This is a genomic window from Bacillus sp. F9_6S_D1_P_5, assembly GCF_054823925.1.
In genome coordinates, this window is sequence record NZ_JBTREW010000002.1 from 32,167 (window position 1) to 47,543 (window position 15,377).

A 15,377-nucleotide genomic window follows, 5' to 3' on the forward strand; every position below is an offset into this window, starting at 1 on the left:
TTTTTACATTTCTTTCGTAACATCATACTTTAGCAACTCTCCCTGATCATAAAACCTCTCAAAAATAATCCCCATTACATAAAAGAATACTAGTCCGAAGCAAATATGAATGAGTGTAAAAGTTGCTCCAAATGAAGAAAGTTCATACACGAGAATTGGCAATTTCGCAGTTGTCCAAACGCCTAAGAAAAATACGATGTATCGAATGCTTGCGCCTTTCTTTAGAAGGAGTGCTGCAATTGGGAAGGCAACGTAGAGAGGACCAGCTGCAATGCCGCCTAATAAGAGAGAGAATAAGATTCCGTATATGCCGGAATTTTTGCCCATATATTTCATGAGCGTTTCTTTTTTCACCCATTGATCAAGTAATCCTACAAATAGTAGAACAGGGGGAAGGAGAAACAACATATCTAAAATGCTATTGCCTGTTAGTTGTAATGCGCTCCATCCTAAAGATTGATTTATAAAAGTTAATACGAAGAGTCCCAGTAATAAGATGAAAAAGAAGCGATATTTTTTTAGTTCTTTCATACCATCACCATCCAAATGATATAGGAGAATAGGAGGGACATGAGCAATGCAGATGCATTACGTGCGTAAGCAAAGCTTCGCCCGAATATCTTTTGTTCCATCGGTAATGTTGTAAGCCCTACTGACATGAGTGTAGATATAAGTGCCGCAACTTGAGGAAGGCCTGCGCCGTGTTGTACTAACGTATTACCAAGCGGGAATACGACGAAGCTTGGAATAAGTGCAACGGAGCCGAGTATTGCTGAATAAACAATGCCGATAAACCCTGATTGCTCCCCAATAATAGAAGAGATGAAAGACGGCGTTAATATAGAAAGCGATAAGCCAACGAAAAGCATAATGGAGAGCATCGCAGGTAGAAGATTTCGGAACATTTTCCACGATTTCATTAGAGCTTTTTTCGTCTTCGAGCGGTCCTTCATAAAAGAAAGCCCCGTAAGAATAATGGCTAAAGTGTAAAGAATCACACCGTTAATCATGGTCGGAATCCTTTAAGTCCTTATATTTGTCTATGAAAAAAGATAAGTTCTTCATTTTTTCTTCAATATCCATTTGGAAATCTGCTAATTGTTCCTTTCCAGCAGGTGTAATTTTGTACATCTTTCTCGGTTTGTCTTGATGATCTGTACTTACGTAAGATTCGATTGCACCTTCGCTTTCTAACTTTTTTAGCGTGCGATATAAAATGGCACTATCGATTGGATTGACTGGAAGTTCTTCTTCGCACTTTTGTAGTAATTGCCCGCCATAGTTATCACCTTCTGCTAAAAATAACAAAAGAAATGCACCTGTATGTCTTCCTGTATGTTTCATGGATATACCTCCTAGAATGAATTAGGATTTATACTGTTAATGACAGTATACTGTTGTTAACAGTATATGGTGCATGATGTGTTATGTCAATTTTAAAATGTGCGAATTTCGAGGGGGCTGTACATCTAAAAACACACAAAAAAAAGACACTCTCAAGAGTGCCTCTCCTTAGCAGCCGAATCCGCCGCCCCAACAGCTAGCGCCAACGATGATTAATAAGATAAAGAGTACAACAAGTAAAGCGAATCCGCCGCCGAAACCGCAGCCTCCACCACAAGTACCTCCATAGCCCATATTAACTCCTCCTTCCATAAAGACCATTAATTAATGGATTTAATTTACTTTATGTTTTTACGGATAAACTTGAGCAGGTCCTTTTGAAAAATAAAAGGTGCTTAGATTTTATAAGAGTTGACGACCTTATTTTTGTCACGGGTATTATGCTGATGACATATTGTATTTTATTCTGTGTATTGGGGGAAGGAGGATCTTTATGGCCAATTCTGAAATGATTTTACGATTACTTACGGATTTAAAGATTGAACAGCAAGCTTTAAAAGAGCAGTTGGAAAAAATACAAACAGCTGTGACTACTCTTGAAGAAAAATCAGCGATTGTGGAAGAGAAACCAACAACTATTGAAGAAAAACCAGCTGTTGCTGCTGCGAAGCAAAGAGCTCATTCTGGACACCCAACATCTTTTCGTGCTTGGAGAGCATCTGCTCAAAGGAATTCATAAAAATATAAGAAAAGAAGACATCTAGTAAGATGTCTTCTTTTGCTTGTACAATCCAAATGCGATAAGAAGGTATATATCCATATTGCTTTAAAACTAAGAAGAAAATAACGATTGTCGACTCCTTTTTTAGTATAGCATGTAATAGTAAATATTTTTATGTAATGTTGCATATATATGAATTATATGATGTTTTGTTGTATATATTTTAGTTGTCTGGTGCGGAAAACAGAACTTACCGCTTCACCGGCTTTATTATTGGCTGAAATGGAAGAGCAAAATATAAATAATTGTGTAGATTTAGCGTTACTTGACGTTTACTTAAATAGGGAGTAGCAAAGTTAGCTTAGGGAAAAAGGATTAATATATGTACATGAATAATATTTCTAATTATAATTTTAAGATGAAAGTATTCGTAGTATATGGGGGAATAACAACCAGTGAATAAAAAGGCAACAATTAAAATAGGGGCATTGTTTACAATTTTATTAATGGTATTTGTTTTTTATGGGTATAAGAGTTTAAATAGTTTTTTAGTCTGGAATGAACTCGGTGATGTACAGATGATTTCAAGCGATAAAGAGGTTAAAAACGGTATATACTTTGTAAAGGGAAAGGTATATTCTGAACATGTAACAGGGGATGAAACGCTACTTGCTGATGGGTATGCGGTAGTGAATCGAATTCAAAAGAAAAAAACGACATACTATACACAGACTTCTGCACCCAATCGTTCTTTATGGAGTAACGGCCAAGTAACAGCTTTTTATAATGAACCAATACATATTGGAAATAAAGAATTACAATTAATAAATAAAGAAAATGTGTCTCTGGAAACTCCCTTTATGGAATTAAATAGTCAGAATGTCATTTCAACAAGAATAAATGATATTCAGGCAAATACTACAAAGTTAGCAGATGGAAAAAAACGCTTTTATTCATTTAGAGCAGTAGAAAATAAAGAAAATGTAGTTGTACTTGGGTCAGTAGATGGAAAATTAATAAAAGAATTACCTAGTAGATATGGGGAATTTGTTTATATGGGAAATACTAAGGAGCAAATTATAGATAGCTTAAAGAATGGTAATAAAAAAAATTGGATATATTTCGTTGTACTTCTTATACTAACTAGCATTAGTGGATTTGTATTTTATATGTATGGGAAAGGAAAATGGACAAAAGATGTTTTTGTTTTTACATTTTTCGGACGGAAGGTAAATTAAAGAGGATGCATCTATCTGTGCATCCTCTTTAAACATTTATATGAGTTCTTTTCGTAAGGGAAGTTCTTCTTCATTTTTATATCAAGTAAATAAAATCTCTTCAATGTTACAAATGATAATTTAGTATAGACGATGAACTGGTAGCATCTGTTTTTGAAACAAGACCAATTTGAGTAGCACACCATTTTTATAGAATTGAATATACATTTCTCATTCTTTATTTAATAGGTGTCTGTCTATTTATAAAAAAAACTTTACATGTAAAAAGTTGTTTAAAAATGCAAGTCATTCTACTAAACAATCGGACCATATCCTTGAATAATGGGTTAAACTAGTAGTTGATCTCGTAGTTTATGGTCTGTTATATTTATACAAACACTAAAAGGATAGGTGAAGAAGTTCGGCATAACAGAAGTTTGATTTTCGTGAACTTTGTTATGACTGGAAAAGAGTAAATAAATCAATTTGAAGCAAACTGAAATACGCATTTTTATGTGTTTATTCGGTATGCCCATTTGATTTTTTTTACTCTACGGACTTATTCTCTTTTTTAACCGCAGAGTAAAACTCTGCGGTTTTTTGTGTTTAAAAATTTTTAGGAGGAAGTTTTTATGAATAATTTATTAAATCAATTGCAGGTACCTTCAAGATTCGAACAAACTGATAATGTTTTTTGGCAAGATCCTTATATTGCTAAAAAATTATTAGAAGCTCATTTAAGCTCTGATACTGAAGGAGCTAGTAGGAGTGTTCAGTTTATTGATAAATCTATTGATTTTATCCAACGAATCGCTCCCAAAAAATCTTATCAAAAAGTACTAGACTTAGGTTGTGGTCCAGGTCTGTATAGTGAGCGATTAGCTAGAAAAAGTTATACAGTAACAGGGATAGACTTCTCTGAAAACTCAATTCGTTACGCTAAAGAACAAGCAAAAAGGTTAGATTATGATATTGAATATCGCTATAAAAATTATTTGGAATTAAATGATTCAAATATGTATGACTTGGCGCTATTGATATATTGTGATTATGGTGCTCTTGCGCCTGAAAATCGTAGTAAATTACTTTTCAACATTTGGAACAGTCTGAAGGATGGAGGAAAGTTGTTATTGGATGTTTTCTCTCAAAATAAATTTGATCAGTTCAAGGAAGAACAATATTGGAGTATGAATGAAAATGGTGGTTTCTGGTCAAAGGATTGCTATTTAGCTATCGGGAGAAATCTCAAATATCCTGATAGAGTAACATTAGAACAAACAACAGTGGTAACCGATGATAAAATAGAAACTTACAACATTTGGTATCAATTCTTCACAAAAGAATTATTCATCAAAGAGGTAACTGCTGTAGGATTTACTGTAAAAGAAATTTACGATGATGTTTCCGGTGAAACTGGCAACGGAGGAAGTCAAACTATAGCCTTATTGTTAGAAAAATAAGGTTACATTGAACAAAGAGAAAGAAATATATGTTATCACTTTTTTCAAAAAGCAATATTTTTTCTTTTTAACAAACGGCAACTTATTCTAGACGCCCAACATCTTTTCTTGATTGGAGAACATCTGCTCAAAGGGATTCATAAAAATATAAGAAAAGAAGACATCTTAATTGATGTCTTCTTTTGCTAGTACAATCCAAATGCGATAAGAAGGTATATATCCATATTGCTTTAAAACTAAGAAGAAAATAACGATTTTCGATTCCTTTTTTAGTATAGCATGTAATAGTAAATTTTTTATGTATTTTTGCATATATATAGATTATATAATTTGAATCGTATATATTTTAGTTGTCTGTTATTTGTTTTAATTCATTTATTTATATTATTTTTTGAGTGCCCCCAGTGATGGGGCCTTTTTTTATAATGGTGTGAAAGCAGAAACCCCTCAAGCTCAAGGAGGGGTTACATAACTAGGAAAAGATTATTAATGTTTCATGAGAGGAAGGTCAGGATATTGCTTCTGAATTTCTTCTAAATGATTTTCGTTTATCCCTTTTAAATTTTGATCGAAAAAGCTAGTTACTAGTTTATTAATGAGTGTATAATTTGCGGCTACATCTTCGTCTGGTTCGTTAATAATAGGTGAAAATGCTGCTAAATCTGTAAAACTAGTATGATTTGTTTTTGGAATTACTACTGTGTATACACCAGGTTTTTCAATCGTTTTATTTCTTAAATAGGATATTTCTAATAATTCATTTTGGATTCCGGTTATCTTTTGATTCTTAGCTTCTTTCATATAATGAATCGTAGCCTCAGCATTCATCAACATGAATGGTTTCTGAGGACCATCTTTAGGCAACGGGTCTCCATACAATCCGCCGTCCATATCAATTGCAGCCTTAATACGCGTATCCTTTACTAACATTTGTGCGGAAGTTGCTCCGCCAAAAGAGTGACCGAACATTCCAATTTTGTCATATTCGATTAAGTCTGCAATCGTTTTAAAGCTTTTATCGAAATTCCCCTCTATTACTTTGTTTAAAACAAAAGTAGTATCCTGTTCCCATTTTTGAACTATGGTATTTAAGGCAGTAGGTGTATATTCAATTGGCATAGAGTCTACACGGTTTCCGTTAGGAAAAATTGTTGTTGCTGCGTACCCTGTGAAATTAAGAGCGATTACGACATAGCCTTGACTAGCTAATTCCTCTAACTGGAATGTATTTTGTTGACCATATAATCCCATTCCATGGCCGAATAAAAGGAGAGGGAATTTTTCTTTAGCTTGAAGTGGCGTAGCATCTTGATAAGAATGTGTTTTTGTCAGTCCTAAATGTGTCGTTACGATATATGGAACACCGTTTGTTACTGCCAATTGTTCAGCCAGCTCGTTTATGTTCTTAAAATAGGCAGAAGGGTTCCCTGATCCTTTTTTGGCAGGATAGTATACTTGTATCATTAACTCACGATTTCCATGACTATTTGGTACAGTGGTTTCTTTTCGATTTGTATCAATTAAATGAAAAGCTTTCGTTCCTACTGTATATTTTCCAGTAGGCTCAGGGAGTGTTATGATTGGAAAAAGTAAAGGTAATGTAAACATTGCGATAGCAGTTACGATAATTCCTAAACCTTTAAAAACTTTCATCACTAACTTTTTAGAAACGGCTGTAGTTTTTGGTTTCAAAAAAACTTGTAATGTTAAAACGAACAATAAGAAATAGGCGGGGATCATACGCCAGTTTGTGCCAATTACAATGATGGTGGCAAATAAGAATGCATAATTGATCAGTAAAATGACTATATTTTTTTTCGTCAAACCTCGTTCGATAAAGATGGGAGTGATGCTAGTCAAAAGTAATATAGCAATAAAAATGATTTCTAACATTTTTAGCTTTTAGCTCCTTTCCAAATCATATAAATATAGATTGATAATTTATAATCTTCTCAATTATATAACCATCAGTAATAATTGTATGCATGTAAGTAAGTTTAGAATGTTTTTACATGACATCTTAAGAAAAAGTACTCATACGAGTACTTTTTCTTAAATAAATAGTAATTTATTTTTAAACCGTTCCCCATAAATGATAAACCATACCGAAAACAAAAAATGCTAGTCCTACAAATAAAACGATTAAAGCAAGCATTCCATTTTTATTATGTTCCATACAGTCAGCTCCTTTTTTAGTTATATACAAAAAGCCTTTCGTCATAATTATGGCTAAAGGTTTTGGTCTTCATACTTTGTAGTTTATAAAAAAGTTGCACTTCTGTATGAATTTGGAATATGATTATTTAAAGAGTAGGTGGTGAGTACATGCAGGAAAGAAAACAATTCCCGCTTATATCTGGAAATCTCTCATTAGATTTAGTGAATACAGAGTTAGTTAGGCGTGGACAACGTTATGATTTATTAATAACAGATGAAGATGTATTAGAATGGCTACATGTAATAAAGGTTAATCTTCCTTTTTGGAATGAAAAAACACTTATAGAAATTCAAGAGCGACTCAATCAAGTTACATCTAGCATATTAGAGCTAAGAGGAGTACTGAGAAAACAGTTTGAGGGAATTGCCGATCAGCATGAAATTTCTGATGATTTTATTACGTATTTAGAAAAACAAATTGAGAAGGCACCATTTACATATAAAGTTATTGAACAGAGTTTAGTACCTATTCCAGTTGGAGAAATTGAGGATGTACTTGTATCGTTAATTGCGCTTGATGCTTTAACGTTAATAGCAGAAAATAAGCTTATTTCTCTTAAAAGGTGCTCAAACCCTGACTGTGTTTTATTATTTATAGATAAAAGCGGAAAACGAAAATGGTGTTCTATGAAAATATGTGGGAACCGAAAAAAGGTAGCGAAATTTCAAGATCGAAAATGTGAAGAAGTTTAGGGAATCAACTTATAACAGTTGATTCTTTTTTTCTGTACTTTAAAACTAACCCCTAAAATTAATATTGACTGGTTAGTTTGTTCGGAATATAATTATTGGTAAATAAAGGAGGAGAATGATGAGTAATATAACAACAGCTAAGCAGAAAGAGGCTCAACCAATAAGTGTACGATATTTTGCAAAAATGAAAGGGAAAGGAAGAAGTCCATTACAAGTAAATATAAAGGACTCTTTAACGGGATTATTGGGGGGATTTTTAACGATTCTTACCTTAACATATTTAACGAGTATAACTTCTACAGAATTACTAATGGCCCCATTTGGAGCGAGTTGTGTATTAGCTTTTGGAGTTTGGAATGCACCGCTATCTCAGCCGCGTAATATTATTGGAGGACATTTGATTTCAACTTTCATTGGCTTATCAATATATCATTTGTTTGGGAATGAATATTGGACAATTGCTTTAGCAGTTGGGATGTCGATTGCTATTATGATGTTAACAAGAACAACGCATCCTCCAGCAGGGGCTGATCCAATTGTCGTTATTTTAGGAGCATACAGTTGGAGTTATTTAGTAACACCGGTTTTAGTTGGTTCTCTTGTTATTGTAGTTATTGCTTTATTTATTAATAATATGAGTAGTAAAAGGAGCTATCCAACTTTTTGGATATAATTAATAAGGTGAAAAACAATTTGAGTAAGTATCCCATTTATACTATATTTTCATTTCACATACTCTTTCGTTTACAAAGAAAAGACACCCATATAAGAGTGTCTTTTCCAATAGTTTTTTAGCAGAAGCAAGCAGCTCCAACGATGATTAATAAAATAAACAATACAACTAATAGTGCAAATCCTCCAGCAAAACCGCAGCCTCCGCCGCAACTACCACCAAATCCCATAATAGTTCCTCCTTTAATAAGAGGGGAAAACAAAGGGTCACTCGTGTTTTTTAACGGATTCCATTTACTTTATGTTTTGAAGCATAAACGTGAGCAGGTCCTTTTGAAAATAAAAAAGACACTGTAAAAAGTGTCTTTTTTATCTAATTTATGCGCATTGCTTAATAAGACGCTAGTTCCTCAGTATGAATATGAGTAACTATGTAGGGTAGTTCTATTATAACATTTTAACCATTAATGGGTCTATATGGAATTTTATTAATAATTGTGCTTGATTATTCGGAATGATACACGTAGTGAAATTTATATGCTACCTACAGTAATTGTAAAATATAATGATGTATATAACTAGTCTTGTAATAAATTTAAGCAACAGCTGATTAACGGTTAGTATTTTTCTTTGTAAAAAAATATTCAATAATTTATCATTGCAACCGCTTACTCTTTGTGTATAATAAAGGTAAGTTAATAAGTAAAAGGATTGTTACTGTTCGGCAGGCAAAACCTAAATTGATCTAGAGGCTACGGGTGTAGTGTGGCTTTTGGAATCAGTTTAGGTTTTTTTATTACCTTTTGTGACTTTAAGAAGAAGAAGGCGGAACAATATGAGAATCCATAAAATCTTAAATAACAATGTTGTTTGTACGATGAAGGATAATGAGACAGAAGTTGTACTGATGGGCAGAGGTTTGGGATTTCAGAAAAAAGTCGGCGATGCGATTGATGAATCTAAGATAGAAAAGACCTTTGTGCTAGAAACAAAAGAATTATCAGAGAAACTTGCTAGGTTGCTAACTGAAATTCCTGTAGAAAATTTAGAGATTACAGAGAGAATTATTCAGTTTGCTAAGACAGTTTTGCCGGGGACTTTAAGTGATTATATTTATCTTACATTAACGGATCATTTAAGTTTCGCCTTAACTCGGCATAAAGAAGGAATGGATCTCAAAAATACTTTGCTTTGGGAGATTAAGAGGTTTTATCAGAAAGAGTTTGAAATTGGTCTACAAGCTTTGAACATAATTGAAGAAGAGACTGGGTTTACACTTTCTGAAGATGAAGCAGGGTCAATTGCTTTGCATTTCGTGAATGCGCAGCAAGGAGAGCCGGCGATGCAACAAACGGTAGCGATGACGAAAATCGTCCAAGATATTTTAAATGTTGTAAAGTACCACTATAAGATGAACTTAGATGAGAATTCATTTAATTATAGCCGGTTTGTAACGCATTTACGATATTTTGCGCAGCGTTTAATGCAGAAGGAACTGAACTCGGCTGAGGATGAGTTTTTATACGAGCAAGTGAAAAGTAAGTATGAAGAGGCATATTGTTGTACAGAAAAAATTGAAGCATACTTGCAAAAAGCACATAATAGTCATCTTTCAAAAGATGAAAAAGTGTACTTAACGTTGCACATTCATCGTGTAACGAAACGCAATGAATTATGTAATTGAATAAACGGGATTGTTACTGTTTGGCAGGCAAAACCTAAATTGACTTGTAATGGAGTGATTCGTATGTATCGCGCCGTTACGGTTAGTTTAGGTTTTTTCTTTTATCCCGCATTAACGGGCAGTAAGACTTCCACCTAAAAATTTGGCTGTGGCAAAGAAGTTAGGTGGAAGATCAACTGCCCGTAAAGGCCCGATTGGTTCAACTAATAATCAGTGGGGGATGAACAAAACCCCCACTGATTAAAGTTTCACTTTATAAAAATAATAAATGGGATGATTGTAGGGAGGGAAATTATTATGAAGTATGAAAAATTAGCAAAAGACATACTGAAAAATGTTGGCGGGAGAGAAAATATACATAGCGTTGTACATTGTATCACTCGTTTACGATTTCAGTTAAAAGATGAGGGGAAAGCGAATACGGAAGTACTGAAAAGTATGGAAGATGTTGTGACTGTTATGAAAAGCGGCGGACAATATCAAGTTGTAATTGGTAACCATGTATCCGACGTGTATAAAGCAGTTATTGCGGCTGGAGGGTTTCAAGAAGCTGAGGAAGAAACTACGAGTGAGAAGAAAAAGAGTAGTCTTATAGATATTCTTTCTAGCATTTTCACTCCTATTTTAGGAGTGTTAGCTGCAACAGGGATGATTAAAGGATTTAATGCACTATTTGTAGCGTTGGGCTTGTTAAGTACACAGGCAGGAACGTATCAAATATTAAATGCAGTCGGCGATTCGTTATTTTATTTCTTCCCGATCTTCCTTGGATATACAGCAAGTAAGAAATTCGGGGGATCCCCATTCATCGGTATGGCGATTGGAGGAGCTTTAGTTTATCCGGCTTTATCCGGTTTAAAAGCAAGTGAGCCATTATATACGTTATTTGCAGGAACGATGTTTGAATCACCAATTCATATTACGTTTTTAGGAATACCAGTTATTTTAATGAACTATGCATCATCTGTTATTCCAATTATTCTTGCTGCTTATTTTGGAGCGAAAGTAGAACAGTCTTTAAAGAAAGTGATTCCAGATGTTGTGAAAACATTTTTATTACCATTCTTCACATTATTAATCGTTGTACCAGTTACATTTCTCGTTATTGGCCCCATTGCGACGTGGGCAGGGCAGTTTTTAGGACAGGCGACGCTTTGGGTTTATCATGCAAGCCCATTAGTAGCGGGTGCTTTACTCGGTGCGTTCTGGCAAGTACTTGTCATATTTGGCCTTCATTGGGGCGTCGTTCCGATTGGTTATAACAATTTAGCAGTAAACGGCGTTGATCCGATATTAGCACTTATATTTGCTGCTTCATTTGCTCAAATTGGTGCCGTGCTTGGCGTTTGGATGAAAACGAAAGACAAGAAGTTAAAAACGCTTAGCATTCCAGCTTTTATTTCAGGTATTTTCGGTGTTACAGAGCCGGCGATTTATGGGATTACACTTCCTCTTAAAAAGCCGTTTATTATGAGCTGTATCGCTGGAGGAGTTGGCGGCGCAATACTCGGTGTATTTGGTACACAAGCTTATATGACAGGTGGACTTGGTATATTTACGCTTCCGACATTTATTAGTCCGAAAGATGGGATTACAGCTGGATTTTGGGGATCAATTATTTCGATGGTTGTTTCTTTAATAGTAGGTTTTGTTCTAACTTATTTATTTGGTTTTACGAAAAAGCAAACATCTACAGAAACAGCTGAAACAATTGATAAGATCGCTGCATCAAACGATGATGAAGTAATCTTTAGTCCTTTCCATGGCGCTGTTATGCCGCTTCAAAATATTGACGATGCTGCATTTGCATCAGGTGCGCTAGGTGAAGGGGTTGCGATTGAGCCTTCAGAAGGAAAGTTGTTTTCACCAGTTTCAGGTACGATTTCTGCGCTGTTCCCGACGAATCATGCGGTAGGAATTACGGCAGATTCAGGTGCTGAAATTTTAATCCATATTGGGATGGATACTGTGAAATTAAATGGCGAATTTTTCTCTTCTCATATTGAACAAGGAGCGAGAGTAGAAAAAGGGCAATTACTTATTGAGTTTCATATAGCCGAAATTCAAAAGGCGGGTTATATTTTGACAACACCAGTTGTTGTTACAAATTATGATAAATATAGCATCAAAAAAACGGAAATAGAAAAGATTCAAGCAGGAGATTCCTTACTAACGTTAGGAGTTAAATAGTAGTTACATTTCATACTGGTTCAAACGAAGAAAGGTATTCTTTAAAACTTACAATAGCTTTCCTCGTTCATTCTAATATAAAGGAGTTTTTCTATATGTCTAAAGTTAATTTTCCAAAAGGATTTTTATGGGGTGGAGCAACTGCAGCCAATCAAGTTGAAGGAGCATATGCAGAAGACGGAAAAGGATTAACGACGGTTGATCTATTACCAACTGGTGAAAATCGTTGGGATATTATGAAAGGAAATATTCATTCCTTTACACCTGTAGAAGGAGAGTTTTACCCGTCACACGAAGCGATTGATTTTTACCATCGTTATAAAGAAGATATTGCGTTGTTTGCAGAAATGGGATTTAAAGCGTTACGCGTATCGATTGCGTGGACACGTATTTTCCCAAGTGGTGAAGATGAAAAGCCAAATGAAGCAGGATTACAGTTTTATGATAATTTGTTTGATGAACTGTTAAAGCACGGTATTGAACCAGTTGTTACGATGGCTCACTTTGATGTGCCTGTTCATTTAGTAGAAAAGTATGGAAGCTGGAGAAGTAGAAAGCTTGTAAACTTCTTCGAGACGTACGCGAAAACTATATTTAATAGATATAAAGATAAAGTGAAATATTGGATGACGTTTAATGAAATTAATATGCTTTTACATTTACCTTTCATGGGAGCAGGTCTAGCATTTAAAGAGGGTGATAATAAAAAACAAATTCAGTATCAAGCAGCGCATCATCAACTTGTCGCAAGTGCGTTAGCTGTAAAAGCGTGTCATGAAATCATTCCAGATGCAAAAATCGGTTGTATGCTTGCTGCAGGTGCGACATATCCGTACACATGTAATCCAGATGACGTTCAACGCGCGATGGAACAAGACCGTGAATCATTCTTCTTCATAGATGTACAAGCAAGAGGTGCATATCCTGGATACGCAAAACGCTTCTTTAAAGATAACAATTTAGCAATTGAAATGGAAAAAGAAGACGAGGAAATTTTAAAAGAGCATACAGTTGATTATATTGGCTTTAGCTACTATTCAAGCCGAGCAACAAGCACAGATCCAGAAGTATTAAAAAGCATAACGAGCGGGAATGTATTCGGTTCTGTTGAAAATCCATACCTTGAAAAATCAGAGTGGGGATGGACGATTGATCCGAAAGGTTTCCGTATTACAGCGAACCAACTGTACGATCGTTACCAAAAACCGTTATTTGTTGTTGAAAATGGTCTCGGTGCAGTCGATCAATTAAATGGTGAAGACGAAGTGAATGATGAATACCGTATTGATTACTTGCAAAAACATATGATTGAAATGTCTGAAGCGATTCAAGACGGAGTAGATATTATCGGATATACAAGCTGGGGCCCAATTGACCTTGTAAGTGCTTCTACTGGAGAAATGAAAAAACGTTACGGATATATATACGTTGATAAAGATAATGAAGGAAAAGGTTCATTAAAAAGATCGAAGAAGAAAAGCTTCGATTGGTATAAAGAAGTAATTAAGACGAATGGTAAGAGTTTGGAGTCTTAAGTATGAAAAGGAGACATCTTAATTGATGTCTTCTTTTTCATTGTGAATAAAGCATGGAGCGATATTTCCCTTTACACGAACATAAAGGTATAATATAGTTTAGTTAAGTTAACTAAACTATATAAAAGCGTGACCGGAGGAAGAATTCTATGACTAGATCATATAAAGAAGTAATTAATGAAATGAATCGAGCCTACACGGAACTCTACATTTTACTATTTCAAGATTTAAAGGATGAGTTCGGTCTTACTGGGCAGCAAGAGAGCATGCTATTTCATATAAATTTAAATGAAAACACAACAGCAAATAACATTGCGAGTACGTTTAATGTAACGAAAAGTGCTGTAAGCCAAGTTTTATCGAAACTGGAAAAGCAACAGATGATTTCAAAACAAGTTAATCCGAATAATAAAAGGGAGTATTTCCTTACAATTGGTCCAAACGGTAGTAAGTATATAGAGCAATTGTCGAAGTTAGATGATGTATTAATCGAGAAATATTTCTCGAAAATTGATATTGAAGCTTTGCAACAAATGACTGATACGTTAACGAAAATAAATAAAGTGATATCGGAAGAAAAACAGAAGGATCTTGAGTCTAATGAGTAAAGCCCGAGATGAAGCAATTAGTAGAAAGGAGGAGAAGCGTGTGATGAGTTACATACCGAATATGCTTACGATAGCAAACTTTGTATGTGGGCTTTTGGCTATTCACGCTGTTTTCGTTCACGATATGTATGGTGCAGTTATGTTCATTATTATAGGTATGGTATTTGATCTGTTTGATGGCATGGTCGCTCGGAAACTTGATGCTGTTACGGAAATTGGCGGAGAGTTAGACTCATTTGCGGATTTAGTAACCTTCGGTGTGGCACCATCTATTGTTGCCTATAGTGCCTCGTTAAAAGATTTGCAGTCTATCGGGATGATGTGTGCACTTGCTTATAGTATTTGCGGAATGCTTCGGCTTGCGGGATTTAATACGAAGCAAAGCAAACTCCCAACATTTATTGGAATGCCTATTCCATTTGCGGCAATGTGTCTCCTCATTTTATGCCTCTTAAATAACCCAGTTTCCGTGGCATTTGGCACATGCGTACTCGCTTATTTAATGGTAAGCAAAATCAAATTCCCCCATTTTAAAAAAGATATATCGGAAAGCTTGAAGTCCGAAAGATGGGATTAATAGGAAAGATAAGGAGCATAACATGATTCGTATGGCATTAAGATCATTCAACATACAAATATATTGTTTGCTAGGCGTGATGTTACTGGGATGGTTGCTGACACCTTTTTCAGCCCAGTTTGTAGGGATAAGCATCGGCCTTTTAGTTAGTATGTACTGCGCCTGGATTTTAGGAAGGCGTATCGAAAAGTTCGGAAATAGCATCGTAAAAAAAGAAAAAGCACCGATGCTTGGCATGATGAATCGGTTTGCAGCCGCAATACTCGGCGCGATTATTATGTATGAAATTGAACACCGTGAGTACATGTGGACATTTGCTGCTGGAATTATGGGTGGGTATTTCTTGGTTATTATTAATTTGGGGTATTACAGTATGAGGAAAGAGAAGGGATAGATTAGTACATTTTAAATTAGAAATTAACCCCCTCCTCAAGCTCTTGAGGAGGGGGTTATTAACAC

At 34.9% G+C, this 15,377-nt stretch carries 17 protein-coding genes; 11 read left to right on the forward strand and 6 right to left on the reverse strand.

Translation table 11 applies throughout. The features are described 5' to 3' along the window. Nucleotides 1-3 precede the first annotated feature (3 nt). From ACUXEY_RS03000 to ACUXEY_RS03015, 4 genes are all read right to left on the reverse strand, one after another. Nucleotides 4-531, reverse strand: a complete 528-nt coding sequence (locus tag ACUXEY_RS03000) for a permease (protein WP_461300062.1) — start codon at nt 529-531, stop codon at nt 4-6. Further along, nucleotides 528-1,010, reverse strand: a complete 483-nt coding sequence (locus ACUXEY_RS03005) for a hypothetical protein (RefSeq protein WP_461300063.1) — start codon at nt 1,008-1,010, stop codon at nt 528-530. Before ACUXEY_RS03005 ends, ACUXEY_RS03000 begins: the two co-directional genes overlap by 4 nt. Next, complete coding sequence (locus tag ACUXEY_RS03010) at nt 1,003-1,344, reverse strand: PadR family transcriptional regulator (protein ID WP_461300064.1); 342 nt, start codon at nt 1,342-1,344, stop codon at nt 1,003-1,005. Before ACUXEY_RS03010 ends, ACUXEY_RS03005 begins: the two co-directional genes overlap by 8 nt. A 168-nt stretch (nt 1,345-1,512) precedes the next feature. Then, complete coding sequence (locus ACUXEY_RS03015) at nt 1,513-1,638, reverse strand: YjcZ family sporulation protein (protein ID WP_000540385.1); 126 nt, start codon at nt 1,636-1,638, stop codon at nt 1,513-1,515. A gap of 199 nt (nt 1,639-1,837) precedes the next feature. On the opposite strand from ACUXEY_RS03015, the gene ACUXEY_RS03020 reads away from it, so the two are divergent. The 3 genes from ACUXEY_RS03020 (at nt 1,838) to ACUXEY_RS03030 (ending at nt 4,742) form a co-directional block, all read left to right on the forward strand. Continuing rightward, a complete protein-coding gene (locus tag ACUXEY_RS03020; RefSeq protein ID WP_046957167.1) occupies nt 1,838-2,083 on the forward strand; it encodes a hypothetical protein in 246 nt (81 codons plus the stop codon). A gap of 437 nt (nt 2,084-2,520) precedes the next feature. Further along, complete coding sequence (locus ACUXEY_RS03025; RefSeq protein WP_461300065.1) at nt 2,521-3,303, forward strand: hypothetical protein; 783 nt, start codon at nt 2,521-2,523, stop codon at nt 3,301-3,303. Nucleotides 3,304-3,914: 611 nt separating this feature from the next. Next, nucleotides 3,915-4,742 carry a class I SAM-dependent methyltransferase gene (locus tag ACUXEY_RS03030; RefSeq protein ID WP_461300066.1) on the forward strand — a complete coding sequence of 276 codons (828 nt, stop codon included), beginning with the start codon at nt 3,915-3,917 and terminating at the stop codon, nt 4,740-4,742. 486 nt (nt 4,743-5,228) lie between these two features. Here ACUXEY_RS03030 and ACUXEY_RS03035 read toward each other — a convergent pair whose 3' ends face one another. Further along, nucleotides 5,229-6,635, reverse strand: coding sequence for an alpha/beta hydrolase family protein (locus ACUXEY_RS03035; protein ID WP_461300067.1), 1,407 nt, complete (start codon nt 6,633-6,635; stop codon nt 5,229-5,231). A gap of 432 nt (nt 6,636-7,067) precedes the next feature. On the opposite strand from ACUXEY_RS03035, the gene ACUXEY_RS03040 reads away from it, so the two are divergent. Both ACUXEY_RS03040 and ACUXEY_RS03045 read left to right on the forward strand, forming a co-directional pair. Next, nucleotides 7,068-7,652, forward strand: a complete 585-nt coding sequence (locus tag ACUXEY_RS03040) for a CGNR zinc finger domain-containing protein (protein ID WP_461300068.1) — start codon at nt 7,068-7,070, stop codon at nt 7,650-7,652. Between the two features lie 118 nt (nt 7,653-7,770). Further along, on the forward strand, nt 7,771-8,325 hold the full coding sequence (locus ACUXEY_RS03045) for an HPP family protein (RefSeq protein WP_088121453.1): 555 nt from the start codon (nt 7,771-7,773) through the stop codon (nt 8,323-8,325). Nucleotides 8,326-8,443: 118 nt separating this feature from the next. Here the strand turns inward: ACUXEY_RS03045 and ACUXEY_RS03050 are convergent, their stop codons facing one another. Further along, entirely contained in the window at nt 8,444-8,554 is a 111-nt protein-coding gene (locus ACUXEY_RS03050) for a YjcZ family sporulation protein (RefSeq protein WP_000505679.1), read from the reverse strand. A gap of 605 nt (nt 8,555-9,159) precedes the next feature. Between ACUXEY_RS03050 and licT the strand changes: the two genes are divergently transcribed. The 6 genes from licT (at nt 9,160) to ACUXEY_RS03080 (ending at nt 15,312) form a co-directional block, all read left to right on the forward strand. Beyond that, the gene (gene licT, locus ACUXEY_RS03055; protein WP_429600868.1) at nt 9,160-10,008 is read left to right on the forward strand and encodes a BglG family transcription antiterminator LicT; all 849 of its coding nucleotides are present in this window, start codon (nt 9,160-9,162) and stop codon (nt 10,006-10,008) included. Between the two features lie 297 nt (nt 10,009-10,305). Further along, a complete protein-coding gene (locus tag ACUXEY_RS03060) occupies nt 10,306-12,198 on the forward strand; it encodes a beta-glucoside-specific PTS transporter subunit IIABC (protein ID WP_461300069.1) in 1,893 nt (630 codons plus the stop codon). A gap of 95 nt (nt 12,199-12,293) precedes the next feature. Next, entirely contained in the window at nt 12,294-13,733 is a 1,440-nt protein-coding gene (locus tag ACUXEY_RS03065) for a 6-phospho-beta-glucosidase (protein WP_461300070.1), read from the forward strand. Between the two features lie 149 nt (nt 13,734-13,882). Continuing rightward, complete coding sequence (locus ACUXEY_RS03070; protein ID WP_429600865.1) at nt 13,883-14,341, forward strand: MarR family winged helix-turn-helix transcriptional regulator; 459 nt, start codon at nt 13,883-13,885, stop codon at nt 14,339-14,341. Then, the gene (gene pssA / locus ACUXEY_RS03075) at nt 14,334-14,918 is read left to right on the forward strand and encodes a CDP-diacylglycerol--serine O-phosphatidyltransferase (protein WP_461300071.1); all 585 of its coding nucleotides are present in this window, start codon (nt 14,334-14,336) and stop codon (nt 14,916-14,918) included. The genes ACUXEY_RS03070 and pssA overlap by 8 nt, the downstream gene beginning before the upstream one ends. A 22-nt stretch (nt 14,919-14,940) precedes the next feature. Beyond that, nucleotides 14,941-15,312, forward strand: a complete 372-nt coding sequence (locus tag ACUXEY_RS03080) for an ATP synthase subunit I (RefSeq protein ID WP_429600863.1) — start codon at nt 14,941-14,943, stop codon at nt 15,310-15,312. The last annotated feature ends 65 nt before the right edge of the window (nt 15,313-15,377 follow it).

Excerpts from the sequence above, each read along its gene's own strand:
- ACUXEY_RS03000 (WP_461300062.1), bottom strand. The coding sequence starts at position 531 with ATGAAAGAACTAAAAAAATATCGCTTCTTTTTCATCTTATTACTGGGA.
- ACUXEY_RS03005 (WP_461300063.1), bottom strand. The coding sequence starts at position 1,010 with ATGATTAACGGTGTGATTCTTTACACTTTAGCCATTATTCTTACGGGG.
- ACUXEY_RS03010 (WP_461300064.1), bottom strand. The coding sequence starts at position 1,344 with ATGAAACATACAGGAAGACATACAGGTGCATTTCTTTTGTTATTTTTA.
- ACUXEY_RS03015 (WP_000540385.1), bottom strand. The coding sequence starts at position 1,638 with ATGGGCTATGGAGGTACTTGTGGTGGAGGCTGCGGTTTCGGCGGCGGA.
- ACUXEY_RS03020 (WP_046957167.1), top strand. The coding sequence starts at position 1,838 with ATGGCCAATTCTGAAATGATTTTACGATTACTTACGGATTTAAAGATT.
- ACUXEY_RS03030 (WP_461300066.1), top strand. The coding sequence starts at position 3,915 with ATGAATAATTTATTAAATCAATTGCAGGTACCTTCAAGATTCGAACAA.
- ACUXEY_RS03035 (WP_461300067.1), bottom strand. The coding sequence starts at position 6,635 with ATGTTAGAAATCATTTTTATTGCTATATTACTTTTGACTAGCATCACT.
- ACUXEY_RS03040 (WP_461300068.1), top strand. The coding sequence starts at position 7,068 with ATGCAGGAAAGAAAACAATTCCCGCTTATATCTGGAAATCTCTCATTA.
- ACUXEY_RS03045 (WP_088121453.1), top strand. The coding sequence starts at position 7,771 with ATGAGTAATATAACAACAGCTAAGCAGAAAGAGGCTCAACCAATAAGT.
- ACUXEY_RS03050 (WP_000505679.1), bottom strand. The coding sequence starts at position 8,554 with ATGGGATTTGGTGGTAGTTGCGGCGGAGGCTGCGGTTTTGCTGGAGGA.
- licT (WP_429600868.1), top strand. The coding sequence starts at position 9,160 with ATGAGAATCCATAAAATCTTAAATAACAATGTTGTTTGTACGATGAAG.
- ACUXEY_RS03060 (WP_461300069.1), top strand. The coding sequence starts at position 10,306 with ATGAAGTATGAAAAATTAGCAAAAGACATACTGAAAAATGTTGGCGGG.
- ACUXEY_RS03065 (WP_461300070.1), top strand. The coding sequence starts at position 12,294 with ATGTCTAAAGTTAATTTTCCAAAAGGATTTTTATGGGGTGGAGCAACT.
- ACUXEY_RS03070 (WP_429600865.1), top strand. The coding sequence starts at position 13,883 with ATGACTAGATCATATAAAGAAGTAATTAATGAAATGAATCGAGCCTAC.
- pssA (WP_461300071.1), top strand. The coding sequence starts at position 14,334 with ATGAGTAAAGCCCGAGATGAAGCAATTAGTAGAAAGGAGGAGAAGCGT.
- ACUXEY_RS03080 (WP_429600863.1), top strand. The coding sequence starts at position 14,941 with ATGATTCGTATGGCATTAAGATCATTCAACATACAAATATATTGTTTG.